The 16,985-nt window shown below is 36.8% G+C and carries 14 protein-coding genes; 13 read left to right on the top strand and 1 reads right to left on the bottom strand.

Annotated features, from left to right (window positions below; genetic code table 11):
- Positions 1–69 precede the first annotated feature (69 nt).
- A complete protein-coding gene (locus ACFQ18_RS01665) occupies positions 70–1,785 on the bottom strand; it encodes an IS1634 family transposase (protein WP_047184088.1) in 1,716 nt (571 codons plus the stop codon).
- A gap of 286 nt (positions 1,786–2,071) precedes the next feature.
- On the opposite strand from ACFQ18_RS01665, the gene ACFQ18_RS01660 reads away from it, so the two are divergent.
- From ACFQ18_RS01660 to ACFQ18_RS01600, 13 genes are all read left to right on the top strand, one after another.
- On the top strand, positions 2,072–3,280 hold the full coding sequence (locus ACFQ18_RS01660; protein WP_204797666.1) for an acyl-CoA dehydrogenase: 1,209 nt from the start codon (positions 2,072–2,074) through the stop codon (positions 3,278–3,280).
- A 20-nt stretch (positions 3,281–3,300) separates the two neighbouring features.
- Positions 3,301–4,080, top strand: coding sequence for an SDR family oxidoreductase (locus ACFQ18_RS01655; RefSeq protein ID WP_204797665.1), 780 nt, complete (start codon positions 3,301–3,303; stop codon positions 4,078–4,080).
- Between the two features lie 149 nt (positions 4,081–4,229).
- Positions 4,230–4,793 carry a TetR/AcrR family transcriptional regulator gene (locus ACFQ18_RS01650; RefSeq protein WP_204797675.1) on the top strand — a complete coding sequence of 188 codons (564 nt, stop codon included), beginning with the start codon at positions 4,230–4,232 and terminating at the stop codon, positions 4,791–4,793.
- A gap of 102 nt (positions 4,794–4,895) precedes the next feature.
- On the top strand, positions 4,896–5,963 hold the full coding sequence (locus ACFQ18_RS01645) for a phosphotransferase family protein (RefSeq protein WP_204797664.1): 1,068 nt from the start codon (positions 4,896–4,898) through the stop codon (positions 5,961–5,963).
- Between the two features lie 130 nt (positions 5,964–6,093).
- A complete protein-coding gene (locus tag ACFQ18_RS01640; protein WP_047184883.1) occupies positions 6,094–7,068 on the top strand; it encodes a quinone oxidoreductase family protein in 975 nt (324 codons plus the stop codon).
- 38 nt (positions 7,069–7,106) lie between these two features.
- The gene (locus tag ACFQ18_RS01635) at positions 7,107–8,750 is read left to right on the top strand and encodes a long-chain-fatty-acid--CoA ligase (protein ID WP_047184926.1); all 1,644 of its coding nucleotides are present in this window, start codon (positions 7,107–7,109) and stop codon (positions 8,748–8,750) included.
- A gap of 58 nt (positions 8,751–8,808) precedes the next feature.
- Positions 8,809–10,410 (top strand): long-chain-fatty-acid--CoA ligase, encoded by a 1,602-nt coding sequence (locus ACFQ18_RS01630; protein WP_047184882.1) that lies wholly within the window; start codon positions 8,809–8,811, stop codon positions 10,408–10,410.
- A gap of 21 nt (positions 10,411–10,431) precedes the next feature.
- On the top strand, positions 10,432–11,316 hold the full coding sequence (locus ACFQ18_RS01625) for a 3-hydroxyacyl-CoA dehydrogenase family protein (RefSeq protein WP_145523507.1): 885 nt from the start codon (positions 10,432–10,434) through the stop codon (positions 11,314–11,316).
- Positions 11,317–11,458: 142 nt separating this feature from the next.
- On the top strand, positions 11,459–12,205 hold the full coding sequence (locus ACFQ18_RS01620; protein WP_204797663.1) for a carboxyl transferase domain-containing protein: 747 nt from the start codon (positions 11,459–11,461) through the stop codon (positions 12,203–12,205).
- Between the two features lie 6 nt (positions 12,206–12,211).
- Complete coding sequence (locus ACFQ18_RS01615; protein WP_225344038.1) at positions 12,212–13,687, top strand: AMP-binding protein; 1,476 nt, start codon at positions 12,212–12,214, stop codon at positions 13,685–13,687.
- Positions 13,688–13,692: 5 nt separating this feature from the next.
- Positions 13,693–13,902, top strand: coding sequence for an acetyl-CoA carboxylase biotin carboxyl carrier protein subunit (locus ACFQ18_RS01610; RefSeq protein ID WP_047184880.1), 210 nt, complete (start codon positions 13,693–13,695; stop codon positions 13,900–13,902).
- 56 nt (positions 13,903–13,958) lie between these two features.
- The gene (locus ACFQ18_RS01605; protein ID WP_225344029.1) at positions 13,959–15,617 is read left to right on the top strand and encodes an AMP-binding protein; all 1,659 of its coding nucleotides are present in this window, start codon (positions 13,959–13,961) and stop codon (positions 15,615–15,617) included.
- Between the two features lie 29 nt (positions 15,618–15,646).
- Positions 15,647–16,945, top strand: a complete 1,299-nt coding sequence (locus ACFQ18_RS01600; protein WP_047184878.1) for a GntP family permease — start codon at positions 15,647–15,649, stop codon at positions 16,943–16,945.
- Positions 16,946–16,985 lie beyond the last annotated feature (40 nt).

Here is a 16,985-nt window from a genome sequence, read left to right as displayed (position 1 = left end):
ACTAAAAATCGCCAAAAACACTGCTAAATCAATGTTTATGGCGATTTTTTTAAGGCATAAAACTGCGTACTATTTTTCCCTTTTGGTTTGTTTAAAAATTTTTTTCATATTTTTTTGAGTAACTATTTCGTAGTCAGTTCTAAAGCCAAATGCATCATGTAATGCATCCGTAATTTCTGTTCGAGTATATACAGGTATGTATCCTTCTCCATCCAATTCTAGCATGTTCATATTTCTTAACGTACTAATTAATTCAGGACATGTAAATCTTTCATCCAACTTTTTTTCTAGAATGCGATAGATCAATAAGGACAAAAAGCATGTTAGAAAATGTGCCTTTATTCGGGTTTCTCTTTGCAAGTAAACTGGTCGAGCCTGGAATTCACTTTTTAGTATTCGGAATGTCTCCTCAATCTCCCATCGCCCATGATTTATCTTAATTATTTCCTCAATAGTTGATTCTAGATTGGTACATACGGCATAAAATCCATCATACATGGATTCGTTATCAATCTGTTTCTGATTCAGAGTTGCTTGCGTCTTATCCGCAATTTCACCATTGTCTGTTACATGTGTCGCTTTAATGAATCTCTTTGGGTCATTCTGATTATGTTTATTCAACGAGCTTGGATTTTCCATCTTTTTCTTCGCTCGTTCAACTTGTTTAGCTCGAATGGATGATTGATAACGCTGATAAACAGGGGAGTAGGTGACAATTAACTTTTGTTCTAGATCATTTTCCTTGATCCAACGCTCTTTGTAGTACGTTCTCTGGTCATTTTCGAGATTGCGAATGTCATTCAAATTTATCTTTTTATTACTTCCTGGTATTCGCCACCCTTCAGGATCCAGAGACCATTCCTTCAAAAATTTCTTCAGTTTTTTGATAGACTGCGTAGTTACAAAGGCGCGTTTTCCTCGAGTATTATATATCCGATTCTTATTTGAAGATAGACCGGCATCTGTACATACAACAAATTTTGAAAGGTTAAAGTCCTTTAAAATACGACGTTCCAACGGTTTCAAGGTTGTTTGTTCATTTCTATTTCCAGGTGTCATACTAAAAGCAAGTGGAAGGCCTGACCCATCCATGAACAGTCCCATTTGAACAATTGGGTTGGGGCGATTTTCTTTAGAAACTCCATATTGTTTTAAACCGTCTTCTTCTTCGATTTCAAAGAAAAAGTTTGTGCAGTCATAATATAGAATCTGTGTGTTTCTATCCACTACATTTAGACTGTTTTTATACACCATTTCCTCTATGTAATCTGATTGCTCGGCGAGGACACCAAGTGCCCGATAAATTTGATGTGACTGAAAATGTGCAGGTTCAAGTAAGTCTTTCGAATGTTCAAACGTTCCTTTTTTAGAGGTCGGATGTAGAATCCGTAAATAAAGAAGGCGCGAAAGTATTTCATTCAGATCATATTTGAATTCATACTCCTGAGATATCTTCTGGCAAATTTTATCCAGTTTTAACCCATGGTAAATAGATTGTAAAAAGAGGTAACCAGCATTAAATAGCGTCTGTTTATTCAATGGTATTTGCTTGGCAGGACTGTATTTGGTGACGATTTTATAGTTTCGTTCCTTTTCTTCCAGTGTTAACTTTTTAGCGTATTCTTTTGCCCAGGTATAGGGATCCACACCAGGATGCTTTTCTAAAATTTCTTTGTCATTTCCCAAGGCTTCAACAACTTTGGTTGTCCTTTTATTGCCCCGATAAATATCTTTAATTACAAAATAAGACTTGGAATTTTTAGAACGACTCACTTTAATACGCATAAAATTACCCCCAAAGCAGCTAATGTTACCTTAATTATAGTATATTACGAAATGTTACGCAATAAAATTATGAAAAATTTGACAAAAAAATAAAGCCGTACCAAGGCTTTTGCGCGTTTTTTTTATTTTAGGGTGTCAAACTCCCGGATAAATAAATATGTAGATGATAAATAACTGTCGGTATGAAGAGAGGGGTTTACAATTTTTAAATTTTACTATAATATTATAAATATTAGGAACATACTATACGGTAGGTATGTGAAATTATAGAGTTAGGGGAGATAAAATGGATTTTTCATATTCTGAGAAGGTTTTAGATTTAAAGAAAAAGGTTAATACGTTTATGGAAGAGCATGTTTATCCAAATGAGAAGGTTTATCAAGACCAATTAAATCAACAAAAAACTAGATGGTCTGATATACCTCCAATTATGGAGGAATTAAAGAAAAAGGCAAAAAAAGCGGGGTTATGGAACTTATTTTTACCTGAAAGCGAATATGGGGCGGGGTTAACAAATCTAGAATATGCTCCCGTATGTGAAATAATGGGAAGATCGGTGATTGGCCCTGAAGCTTTTAACTGTAGTGCGCCAGACACAGGAAATATGGAAGTTTTAGCTCGCTATGGTTCAGAAAAGCAAAAGAAGGAATGGCTTGAGCCCTTGTTAGCGGGTGAAATAAGATCATGTTTCTCTATGACGGAGCCGGATGTAGCGTCGAGTGATGCAACGAATATTTCTACAAGCATTGTAAGAGATGGTGATGAATATGTTATAAATGGGACAAAATGGTGGTCCTCTGGTGCAGGAGATCCAAGATGTAAGATTGCTATCGTAATGGGAAAAACAGATACATCAGCCCCAAGGCATGAACAACAGTCTATGATTCTTGTTCCATTAGACGCCCCTGGAGTAAAAATAAAACGAATGCTACCAGTATTCGGTTATGATGATGCGCCGCATGGTCATGCTGAAATAGAATATGATAATGTTAGAGTGCCTGTAGAAAATATGCTGTGGGATGAAGGAAAAGGATTTGCTATTGCACAGGGAAGGTTGGGACCTGGGAGAATTCATCATTGCATGCGTTTAATAGGACTTGCGGAGAGAGCTCTTGAAGATATTTGTAAGCGTATACAGGTTCGGAAGGCTTTTGGTAAAAAATTGTCTGAACATGAAGTCATCCAGGAGTGGATTGCAGATTCCCGTATTGAAATAGAACAAGCTCGTTTATTGACACTTAAAGCAGCATATATGATGGATACCGTTGGGAATAAAGTGGCGAAAAAAGAAATTGCCATGATTAAGGTAGTTGCCCCAAATATGGCATTAAAGGTTCTTGATCGTGCTATCCAAGTATTTGGTGCTGCAGGCGTGAGTGACGACTTTACATTAGCGTATCATTGGGCTAATGCAAGAACACTTCGGATTGCGGATGGACCGGATGAGGCTCACCGTCGCCAAATTGCGAGATTAGAAATGAAAAACTACCAGTAATGATAGCGGGAGGGAATAAAATGGGTGTTATGGATTTATTTAATTTAAAAGGAAAAACTGCCATTATTACAGGAGGGGGACGTGGACTTGGGGCTCAAATTGCTGAAGCCTATGCGGATGCAGGAGCAAACCTTGTTTTATGTTCTAGAAAAGTAGATGCTTGTAAAGAAAAGGCTGAAGAACTAAAAAGAAAATTTGGAACGGAAGTATTAGCCTACGGTTGCGATGTTTCCAAACTGGAGGATGTAAAAAAAGTAGTTCACGAGACAGTGAAATATTTCGGAACAGTAGATATTTTAGTGAATAATAGTGGGGCAACCTGGGGTGCACCAATAACCGAAATGCCTTTTGAAGCTTGGGAAAAAGTGATCAATGTTAATATAACTGGAACGTATTTAATGTGTTTAGAAGTCGGGAAAGTTATGATGAAAAAAGGGAAAGGAAAAATCATTAATATTGCTTCGGTTGCGGGGTTTGGCGGGACTGATCCAAACGTGATGGATACCATTGGATATAATACTAGTAAAGGTGCTGTAATGACTTTTACAAAGGATTTAGCCGTTAAATGGGGTCCACACAATATTAATGTAAATGCGATTGCTCCAGGTTTCTTTCCTACGAAAATGTCAAAAGGTTTATTAGAAAAGGGTGGAGATAAAATTCTAGCTGGAACACCATTAAATAGATTCGGTAGTGATGAAGATATGAAAGGTGCAGCCCTTTTTCTGGCATCAACAGCATCAGATTTTGTAACAGGGGATATTCTAAGAGTTGACGGTGGTTCTAGTGCCTATGCTTAGTGAACTTCTATAGACGTTGTGGTACATTATAATAAGAAAGCGCAAGCGCCATTTAGCGAAGTACGAAGGTGAAGGAAGTCTCACTAGTAGCTGGGCGCTGGCGCTAGACATTAATGTACAAAAATCTTATGCAGTGAGGAACGATTGTGATGAAGGGGAAAATTACAGAAGTAAGTATCAAACTATTTGAAAAGAAGGGTTTTAGTGCAACGTCTATTCAAGATATTGTAGATGCAATCGGTGTTACAAAAGGGACTTTCTACTACTATTATTCAAGTAAAGAACAATTGTTAATGGATATTCACTATGATTATATTACAAGTCTGTTGGAAAGACAGAAACATATCGTTGATAACTCTCATCTATCCCAAAGAGAAAAAATTACAGAAATTATTACTTTATTAATTATGGATGTGACAGAAAAAGGACCAAGTGCTAGGGTTTTCTTTAGAGAGTTGAGGCATTTAAGTGAAGGGAATATAGAGAAAATAAAGGAAATTAGAAAACAGTTTTATTTAAACGTAGAAGCGGTAATTAAAGCTGGAATAGAACAAGGTGAATTCAGAAAAGCAGATCGTCCAGACATGCTAGCGTACGGGGTATTAGGTATAGTGAACTGGAGTTATAACTGGTATAACCCAGAGGGTGATGTGTCACCTAGTGAATTAGCAAAAATTTATGCAAATGTTATTTTAAAGGGCATAGAAAACTAGATTATTATCTATATATAGATAATAATCCGGGATAAATTTTTTGAATAATCATAACATACTGGTCGGATAGTATTTAAATGTTTGCCACGGGAGGGAAATGGTATGAAGTTTTCTTATAATGACACAATCAATGTAAGACAAGGTGAAGAGTTAAATGAAGCAATTGTATCTAATTTTATTAAAGAGAATCTACCTAACATTCCAAGTGGTAATCTGGAAATTGAACAATTCGGAGCAGGGCATTCTAATTTAACCTATTTGTTAAAGATAGGGACATGGGAGGCGGTATTACGGCGCCCTCCCTATGGCCCTGTTGCTCCAAAGGCTCACGATATGGAAAGGGAGTATCGAATTTTAAGTAACCTTCACCCATTATATTCTACTGCACCAAAACCGTATATTTATTCGGATGATAAGTCAATTATTGGTAGTAGTCTTTTTGTTATGGAACGAAGAAAAGGGATAGTAATTGATACAGAATTTCCTGATTCTATCTCTTACACACCCGAAATAGGTCGTAAGCTTTCACAAATCATGGTTGATAAATTAGTGGAACTACACCAAGTTGATTATACGAAAACTGATCTATTGAATATATCTAAGCCAGAGGGATTTATGGAACGACAAGTAGCAGGATGGATAAAGCGTTATGATCTTTCAAAGACAGATGACATCTCAGGGGTTGAGAAGTTAACAAAATGGCTAGAAAAAAATGTTTCAACTCGAGAGGACTCAGCCATCATTCATTACGATTATAAGTTAAATAATGCCATGTTTTCTGAAGACTGTAGTGAAATGGTTGGCCTTTTTGATTGGGAGATGACAACGGTAGGGGACCCACTTGCTGATTTAGGAGCAGCTTTAGGCTACTGGATAGAGGCTGGTGATCCAGAAGAATTAAAAAGTGGATTCAATAAAGAGCCAGTTACGACTAGAAATGGATTTTATACTAGAGAGGAATTTATGCAAGAATATGCGAAGAAAAGTGGTAGGGATTTATCCAATATCCATTTCTATCTAACTTTTGCATATTTTAAGCTTGCGGTAATTGGTCAACAAATCTATTACCGGTTTAAGAAAGGCCAAACTCAGGATCAGCGATTTGCTAACTTGAATCGGTTAGTTGAAAGTTTAATTCATTATGCATTGAACTATAGTAGAGGTATATAAGTGCGTGTTCAAAAAGAAGGATCACCGGACTTTTTGAACAACCTCTATAAGAGGATGAAGACTAAATAAGTTTATCCAAAGTACCTAACTAAAGAAATGAAACATGAGCAAGTGGAGGAGAGAATAAGATATGAAAGTGGTCCAATTTAAGGAATACGGTGGTCCTGAAGTCTTGAAATTAATTGAATTAGATTTGCCCAACATCGGAGAAACAGAGGTGCTAATAAAAATAAAGGCAATTGGAGTAAATTATGCTGATACAGCTAGACGTGAAGGTGCATATGTAGTACCAACACCATTGCCGTTTATTCCAGGTTTGGAGATTGCTGGTGAAATTGTTGGCATGGGAGAAAAGGTAAAAGGGGTAAAAAAAGGTGACAGGGTGATGGCATTAATCGAATCTGGTGGCTATGCAGATTATGCGATAGTGAAGGCGAATCAGCTTATCCCTATTCCAGATGGAGTAGCCTTTGAACATGCTGTAGCTATACCGGTACAAGGTTTAAGCGCTTACCATATATTGAAGACAATGGGAAGGCTTAAAGAGGGGGAGACCGTCCTTATTCATGCAGCAGCAGGTGGTGTCGGAGTGTTAGCGGTTCAACTTGCAAAAATCTTCGGTGCAGGAAGAATCATTGCTACAGCTAGTACGCCTGAGAAATTGGAATTAGCGAAGGAAATGGGAGCGGATGATTTAGTTAACTACACGGAAGAGGGTTGGGAGAATAAGGTAAGAGAAATTACTGGGGGCAAAGGTGTCGATGTTGCACTAGAAATGGTTGGTGGAGATGTCTTTCATAAGACGGTAAATTGTCTAGCACCTTTTGGAAGACTTGTTATTTATGGAGTCGCGAGTGGAAATATGCCTAAATTTTACCCATCTAAACTAATGAAAAGAAATCAATCCATTATTGGTTTTTTTCTTTCACAGATTATGAAAGAGCCAGATCTATACCTTTCTAGTTTGAAGGAATTAATTAGTTTCGTAGAGCAAGGGAAAATAAAAACAACGATTGGTGGCACTTATCCATTAGAAGAAGTAGCACATGTTCATCAAATTCTACAATCTAGGAAAACAAAAGGAAAGATTATATTAATACCATAGATTTCTGAGCTCAAGAAGGAGGATAAAAAAGTAAGATGATGAGAAATACCAATCATTATAAACATTGGCCATTGAGGTTACCTAAGAACTTAACTGTTCCCCAAACAACGCTATATGAAAATCTTGAAATGTCTACTAGAAAGTATCCGGATAAAGTAGCCTTTCACTATTATGGAGCCTCTTATTCCTACAAGGAGCTTTTTAAAGAAGTGGAAAGTCTAGCGGGATATATGGAAAAAGAATGGGGGATTAAAGAAAAAGATAATATTCTACTGTTCATGCAGAACTCCCCTCAATTTATTATTAGTTTCTTTGCTATTTTACGGTTACGAGCGGTTGTCGTTCCTATTAATCCAATGAGTTTGACAAAGGACCTAGAATTCTATGTGAAGGACTGTGGGATTAATCATGCAATTGTGGGTCAAGAACTATATGAAAAAGCTCTTCCTTTAAAGAAAGAGAATTTATTAAGAAATATAATAGTGGCTACTTATTCCGATTACAGTAAAGAAGATGACGCATTCATTCAAAGGGTTGCTAAGTCAGCCGATGGTGAAATAGAAGCTATCCCTTGGAGGGAAGCATTAAATAAAGAACTTCAGGCTTCTACATATAAAGGAGAGAGTGGAGATATTGCCATAATTCCTTATACTTCAGGAACAACTGGACTACCGAAAGGGTGTGTTCATACAAATAGCACGGTTCAGGCAAATACGGTAGGGGCCTATCATTGGATGAACTTAACGGCGGATACGATTACATTAACAACCTTACCACTTTTCCACGTAACGGGATTAATACACAGCACACTGTCCCCAATTTATGCAGGAAGTACACTTGTGATTATGACGAGATGGGATCGTGAGTACGCTGCAAAAACAATAGAGAAATTTAAATGTACCCATTGGATCAATATTAGTACGATGTTAATCGACTTTTTATCTAACCAAAATTTAAAAAACTACAACATATCATCATTAGAAGTAATTGGAGGAGGTGGAGCACCTCTCCCAGAGGCGGTAGGAGAGGATTTATATGAAAGAACAGGACTCCGATTTATCGAAGGGTATGGTTTAACAGAGACGATATCTCATACCCATTTTAATCCACCTGATCGACCGAAATTGCAGTGTCTAGGAATACCTTCATTCGATGTAGATGCAAGAATTATAGATACTACTACTGGTAAAGAACTTGGGGTTAATCAAGAAGGAGAACTAATTGTAAATGGTCCTCAAGTTTTTATAGGATACTATCAACGTGATGAAGAGAATGAAAAAGCACATATAGAAATCGATGGCAAACGATTCTTCAGAACAGGTGACATTGTTCGTATGGATGAAGAAGGATATTTCTTTATTGTTGATCGTCTAAAGCGAATGATTAATGCCTCAGGTTTTAAAGTGTGGCCTACAGAAGTTGAGTCTATTTTATACAAACATCCAGCAGTACAACAGGCGTGTGTAGTACGTGCACCAGATAAAAAACGTGGGGAAACCGTTAAGGCATTTATCATTTTAAATGATCATTATAAAGGTAAAGTCAAGGAACAGGACATTATGGAATGGTCAAAAGGCCAAATGGCTGCTTATAAGTATCCAAGAATAATAGAGTTCAGGGATAGTTTCCCAACAACTAGTAGTGGAAAAATCTTATGGAGGGTACTCCAAGAAAATGAATAAAAGGTAGAAGAAGCGTGGTGTTACGATGTCTCAAACTAAATCTTGAGGGGGATTCGTAATGAAAAGATGGTTAGAACATTATCCAGAACATATCTCTAAGGAAATAACAATTCCTGATATGTCCTTATCTGATATGTTAAAGCAATCTGTTTCCAAATTCCAAAACAACACAGCAATCCACTTTTATGGGAAGGAGACGACTTATAAGGAACTTAATAATCTTGTAGATGCATTTACTGCAGCTTTACAAGATAAAGGTATCAAAAAAGGTGATAGAGCAGCTATTATGCTACCGAACTGTCCACAGTATGTAATTAGTTATTACGGTATTTTACAAGCTGGTGGTATTGTAACACAGTTAAACCCAATGCTTGTTGGTAAAGAATTAGAATATATATTAAATGATTCGGGAGCAGAAACCATAGTCATCTATGAACCGTTACTACCGGTGCTAAATCAAGTTATGGATAATACTTTTGTTAAACACGTTATTAAAGTGAACATCGAAGGCCGGGATGCAACAGATGATATGGCCACAGGATTTCAGTCTTTCTTAAAGAGTGCAAATAAGCGGCCCGTAGAAGTGGATATTAATCCTCGAGAAGATGTAGCAGTATTGCAATACACTGGTGGTACAACAGGGCGGTCAAAAGGAGTCATGTTGACGCACCGAAATCTTCTAGCAAATATTATGCAATCCTATGAGTTTTTTAAGGATACTATCAATATAGGGAAGGAACGATATTTAAGCGTTATTCCATTATTCCATGTATATGGGATGACCTCATGTATGAACTTAACGATATATATAGGGGCCATAAACATTCTATTACCTAGATTCGATTTGGAAGAAGTACTTGAGACGATTAAAAATATTCAGCCTACATCATTTCCAGGTGTTCCTACTATGTACATTGCTCTGATTAATCATCCTAAGGTAAATGAATATGGTTTAAATAGTATGGAAATTTGTAATAGCGGTAGTGCTCCTATGCCAGTTGAGATTTTACGATCTTTTGAAGAAAGAACAGGGGCAAAAATAGTGGAAGGGTATGGTCTTTCAGAGGCATCCCCAACAACACACTGTAATCCGTTATTTGCTACTAGGAAACCAGGTAGTGTCGGAATTGGTGTTCCAAGTACAGATTATAAAATTGTAGATTTAGCGACTGGGAATAAGGAACTTCCTGCTGGTGAAGTGGGAGAGATTATTATTAAAGGTCCCCAAGTGATGAAAGGATACTGGAATATGCCTGATGAAACAGACCTAACATTACGAGATGGTTGGCTTTATACGGGAGACATAGCTTATATGGATGAAGATGGCTATCTTTATATCGTCGATCGCAAAAAAGATTTAATTATAGCTAGTGGATATAATGTTTATCCACGCGATGTGGAGGAAGTATTATATGAACATCCATCTATTCAAGAAGCAGTTGTTGTAGGTGTTCCGGATCCATATCGTGGGGAAACCGTGAAAGCAGTTATTGTTTTAAAAGATGGCAGTAATTGTACGAAGGAGGAATTGATCTCCTATTGTCGGGCTAATCTTTCTGCATACAAAGTACCTCGCATTATTGAATTTAGAAAAGAACTTCCAAAAACAGGTGTTGGAAAAATTCTAAGAAGAAAATTAAAAGAAGAATCGTCACAATAATTAACAATCTAGAAGGAGGAAATGATAGTGAATCAAGTTCAAAAGGTAGCTGTATTAGGAGCTGGATCCATGGGGCATCAAATTTCCATGCTTTGTGCCCTTGGGGGTTATGAGACTTATTTACAAGATATTAACGAAAAGGCATTGGATAAGGAAAGATTAACATTGGAGAAGCGGATGAACGATTGGGTTAAGAAAGGAAAATTAACCGAGAACGAAAAAAATGAAGCTTTCTCAAATCTTCAATTAACAACGGATTTGGAAACAGCGGTTGCTGAAGCCGATCTTGTAATAGAGGCAGTAGTTGAAAAGTTAGATGTAAAAAGGGAGGTGTTTTCCAAGTTAGATAAACTAGTACCTAAGCACACAGTATTAGCAACGAATAGCTCCACGATTGTTAATTCGAAAATTGCTGATGTGACAAGTAGGCCTGACAAAGTAATTAATATGCATTTCTTCTTTCCTCCATTAGTGATGGATTGCGTTGAAGTAGTTAAAAGCGATCAAACATCCAATGAAACGGCACAGTTAGCAATGGATTTTTGTGAGAGCATTGGCAAAACGGGGGTATTACTAGAAAAGGAGATTTATGGATTTATAGCGAATCGTTTGTTATTTGCTCTTTCAAAAGAAGCTATGTACTTATATGAAAATGGCTATGCCGATTTTAAGGATATTGATTTGATAGCTAAAAAGGCTTTGAGTCACCCTCTTGGACCGTTTGAACTAGCGGATCTTTCTGGAATAGATGTAGGCTATTATGCAAATTTACAGCTCTATGAGGAAACAAGGGATCCGAGAGATAAACCAGCAAAGTCGATTGAAGAAAAAGTAAAACAAGGACACCTTGGCAGAAAAACAGGTAAAGGATGGTACGACTACTCGGAGGAATCAGTAGTAAAATGAATAATTTAGTATCGTGGAAAAATTGTAGAATTGATGTTATAACAATCGACAATCCTGATTAAAAATTCTATAAGTGTTGTCGGTGGGAGTCAGTAATGTTTCTAAGTAATATTCTCAATTGTTTGAGGAAGGAGATCTAGTTATGAGCTGGCAACCGGAAATTGATGAATTAAGAAAAAGGGAAAAACTAGCCAAGGAAATGGGTGGGAAGGAGAACGTAGAGAAACATAGATCTAGAGGGAAATTAACCGTACGAGAAAGAATTCATCATCTTCTGGATAAAAATACCTTCCATGAAAAAGGGGCAATTGCTGGAAAAGCAATATATGAGGGGAATGAATTAAAAGAGTTTACACCTGCAAACTTTTTAATTGGAACAGGAAGGATTGATGGAAGAAAGGTTGTTGTTGGTGCGGATGATTTTACAGTCCGGGGTGGTGCTGCTGATGGTGCAATTATGGAAAAACAGATTTATTTTGAACAAATGGCGCACGATTTACAATTGCCAATGGTAAGGCTGGTAGATGGAACTGGTGGCGGAGGTAGTGTGACCTTTCTAGAAACAGAGGGGCATACCTATGTACCGGTTAACCCCGCTTGGGATTACGTAGTGAAAAATATGGGGAGGGTTCCCGTAGTTGCAGCGTGCTTAGGTTCTGTTGCCGGATTAGGGGCTGCACGAGTTACCGCATCGCATTTCTCAGTAATGGTAGAAGAAATATCCCAATTGTTTGTTGCTGGGCCACAAATAGTTAATTATGGCGTTGGACAAAAATTGACTAAGGAAGAACTTGGTGGTTCACAGGTTCACCGCTCAAGTGGAGCAATAGATAACATAGTTAAAACGGAAAAGGAAGCTTTTGAACATATTAGAAAGTTTTTATCCTAGTTTGGAATATGGAAGGTCGGAGCCGTATTTTGTCCAATCAATTTTAATTATAAAGGCAGATTATTAACCCACCAATTAAATGATACGCAGCCAAGTATTCTCATAACAGAAAGACAGATGATTTCGTTATTAAATGAGGTACAATCCGAGTTGAACCCTATCCCTGTTGTTCTCTATGAGCCAAAGAAAGCAAGTCACGACTATCTTCTAGGATTAAAAGATATCCAAATACATGATAAGTTTCCGACTACTACTTTTGATGAAATGATTTCCGGAGATATAAACAATCCAAATATTGAGATTAAATATTATGATAGCGCAAACATAATTTATACTTCCGGGACAACGGGGAAGGCAAAGGGTGTCGTACAATCTTTTCGTTGGATACACGGGTACACGTATATGTTTCGTGTACTTAATAAGCAAGAGGATATAATTTATAATGATTTACCAATGTATCACGTTGGCGGGGCATTTGCCTTGGTTGCTAGAGGTGCTTTTATCGGGTGCACCGTTGCACTTTGGGATAAATTTAGCCCAAATGATTTCTGGAAAAGGATAAAGGTAAGCAAGGCATCCAACGCTATCTTATTAGATGTCATGATTCCTTGGCTTATGAATAAGGAGCCTAGTGAAAACGATCATATCAACACATTAACACGTGTCCATATGCAACCACTTCCCAAGTATCATCATCAAGTAGCCGAAAGATTTGGCATTCATTTTGTTTCAGCTGGCTATGGACAAACGGAAGCGGGGGTAGGATTTGTCGGAATCATAGACGAATTAGAAGAAGGTCAGGGGACGCCAACCAACTTGTACAAAGGTTACACGAAGGAAGAAACAAAAAGGATTGCGAATGAATTAGGAATTCCTTTGCGAAAGGGTAATCAAGATTTACCGAAAGGATATATGGGAAAAGTCACTCCGTTTTATGAGGCTACAATAGTTAATGAATATGATGAAGAATGTGGTCCTAATGAAACAGGTCAACTCGTTCTAAGGCCATGTTATCCTTTTCTCCAATTCAATGAATATTTTAACACTCCTAATGCCACGGTCGAAGTATTTAAGAATTTGTGGTTCCATACGGGAGATGCAGGCTATAAAGATGAACAGGAAAATTATTATTTCGTGGACCGAATGAAGGATGTAATTAGACATAAAGGCGAGAACATATCTTCCTATCAGGTTGAGGATATGATAAATCAGCATAAAGAAGTAAATGTTTGTGCAGCCTTTCCAGTACCGGCAACTCAAGGCAATGAAGATGATATTGTTATTTATGTAGTTCCTAATTCTGAAAAATTACACAAAGACGAATTGAGAAAATGGATACAGAAAACCATGCCGAAATTTATGTGGCCTAAATATATTTATATGATTTCCGAATTACCCAGAACACCGACTAATAAAGTTGAAAAATATAAATTAAAAGAATTATTTCAAAACCAAATCAATTCAAAAATTATAGGATGGTGAAATTAATGGAAATTAAAGCGAATTTGGCAGGAGTTGTTTGGCAAGTGTTGGTAAGTCACGGGGAAGAAATAATAGAAAATCAGGATGTCGTCATTTTAGAGTCTATGAAAATGGAAATACCAATTGAATCAGAAAAAAGCGGGAAAGTAAAAGAGGTTAAAGTAAAAGAAGGTGATTTTGTTAACGAAGGGGATGTCTTAATGGTAGTTGTTTAAGCTGTTGAGATTAAATAGGAAACTTTGAATATTAGAAATAAAAAGGAGGAGGAAAAGTGAAGGACGTATTAATAAAAAATTGGCCAAAAGAACTTCCAAAAACATTAAATTATCGTTTAGGTGAAAAACCCCTCCATGAATATTTAATGCAAAACGCGGTAGATTTTCCAAATCAACCCGGATATTTGTATTATGGAAATACAATCACTTGGAAGCAGTTAAGTGATTATACTCAAAAATTTGCAAGCTTTTTACAGAGTAAAGGTATCGGCAAAGGGGATCGGATTGCGCTTTATATGCAAAACTGTCCACAATATTTAATTGGACACTATGCTATTCAAATGCTAGGTGCTATTGTTGTTCCGCTGAACCCAATGTATAAGCCGTCTGAATTAATTTATTTTATATCTGAAGCTGAAATTAAAGCAATTATCTCTTCCCAAGAACTTTATCAACATATCGAATCCATAAAAAGTGAAACTCTATCCCTTGAATTTATAGTAACTACTAATTATATAGATTTACTTCCAGAGCAATTAACACTTCCGCTACCTGAAGAATTAACAATCGAAAAAAGGATTATAAATAATACCTATGACATGAAAAACATAATTCAATCCACCGATCCATTATCGAAGACCGAGGAAATTGATATATGGAATGATGTTGGGTTATTGGTATTTACCTCAGGAACGACAGGTCGTCCAAAAGCTGCCATGTTAACCTATGGAAATGCTTTATTTAAAACTGCAGCTACTGTTCATAGCTATAGATTGGGGGAAGGGGATAGAACCCTAGCCAATGCTCCGCTATGCCATATTGCGGGTATGGTAATGGGTGTTAATATTCCTGTATACCAAGCCTTATTCTGTGTCCTCTTTACTCGTTTTGATACGGAAGCTACTATTCAAGCAATAGAGAAATACAAGATTAATAAGTTTTATTCCGTTGCAACGATGAATGCTGCTATTTTAAATTATCCTGGTATTGAAAATAGAGATCTTTCATCCTTAGAATTAAATTTTGCAACTAGTTTTGGTATGAAGGTAGATGAAAAATTAGCAAATGCCTGGAAGAAGCTAACAAAAGGTTGTGTTGTACTTGAAGCATCGTACGGATTAAGTGAAACACATACATGCGATACTTTTATGCCTATCGAAAAGATCAAATTTGGCTCATGTGGAATCGCTACATACGACACAGAATTTCGAATTATTGATTTCGCAACAGGAGAAGATCTTCCACCAGGGAAACAAGGAGAAATTGCGGTAAAAAATCCAGGTGTATTTAAAGGATATTTAAATAGGCCTGAAGAAACAGCAGAAACATTACGTGATGGCTGGGTATACACTGGTGACATTGGATGTATTGATGAAGATGGTTATTTATATTTTCTAGGTCGTGTAAAAGAAATGATTAAATCCTCTGGTTTCAGTGTATTTCCAGAAGATGTTGAAGCTTTAATGAGTGATCATGAAGCTATTTCTCAGGTGGCTTGTATTGGTGTTCCCGATCCAAAACGTGGCGAAAGCGTTAAAGCATTTATCGTGCTAAAACCATCTTATAAAGGAAAAATAAGCGAGAATGAAATGATAGAATGGGCGAAAGAAAAAATGGCTGCTTACAAGTATCCAAGAGCTATAGAATTTATTGATAGTTTACCTGCCACAAGCTCAGGTAAAGTATTAAGGAGACTTTTGAAAAAGGAAGGGTAAACCTATGTAATTAAATTGGGAGGATAATTATGGAAATTGCTAGTGTTGTAGGGACGATTGTTGCATTATCACTACTAATATTTCTTGCATTAAAAGGATTTAATTTATTGATTATATCGCTAGCCGTATCAGCACTGGTCGCAATAACGAGTGGGATTACGATTGATGCGGCTTTGACAAACCATTATATAGAAGGGTTTATTGGTTTTGTAGGTAATTACTTTTTAATATTCTTATTTGGTGCCCTTTTTGGTAAGGTGATGGAAGATAGTGGAGCTGCAACTAGTATAGCTAGAGGAATCCTAAAAGTTACAGGTAAGAAAAGTAGATTATCTGTTATCATAGCAATTATGACTATCACCGGAGCATTAACCTATGGTGGGGTTAGTTTATTCGTTGTTATATTTGCAGTCATGCCAATTGCAAGACCCATTTTTAAAGAGCTAAATATTCCGTGGCCAATATTTATTGGTTCGGCATTCTTAGGTTCTGGTACGTTCACGATGACGATGCTTCCCGGAACACCGCAAATTCAAAATTTAATTCCTATTAATTATTTAGGTACTACTGCAACTGCAGCACCAATTGTCGGAATAGTAGCAACATTGACTATTATACCATTTGGCCTTTGGTGGTTAAGCCGAGAAGATAAGAGGTATCAGATGAAGAACTTGGGTTATGAAGATACAAAAGGGGATGACACTTTTAAATTTGACAACAAGCAAAAATATCCATCTTTTATTTTAAGTATTATTCCATCGGTTATCTTATTACTCTTTCTAAATATCATTAAATTAAGTATAGAAATATCATTGGCTATCGCAGTGATTGCTGCTGGAATTCTACTCTATAAATATATTGATCGGCCAATGAAAACATTTAATACTGGTGCTATGAATGTTGCTTCACCAATTTTAAATACTAGTGCGGTAGTGGGTTTTGGAAGTGTTGTTTCAGCTACAGTAGGTTTCCAAATGTTACAAGATGCTATTTTTAATATTCCTGGTCACCCACTAATCTCATTCGCAATTGCAATAAATATCATTGTTGGTATTACAGGATCAGCTTCAGGTGGACTAGGAATAGCCATGGATACGCTAGGTGGACACTATGCAACTCTTGTTGATCCAGAAGCCTTGCACAGAATTGCTACCATTAGTTCAGGAGGCTTAGATTCCCTACCTCATAATGGTGCAGTTGTTACTGGATTAACAGTCGCTGGATTGACACACAAGGAAGGTTACAAACCTGTATTCTGGATATGTTGTATTGCACCATTAATTGCCTTAATATTTGCAATAATAACGGCATTCATCATCTATGGGTAATTTATTCCGAAAATTAATAACTTTTTAAAGGGGAGAAGGC

The sequence above is a fragment of the Oceanobacillus caeni genome, from assembly GCF_042678465.1.
Classification (GTDB): Bacteria; Bacillota; Bacilli; order Bacillales; family Amphibacillaceae; genus Oceanobacillus; species Oceanobacillus caeni.
Note: the sequence above shows the minus strand (reverse complement) of the source record. Positions and strands in the feature narration are given on the sequence as shown.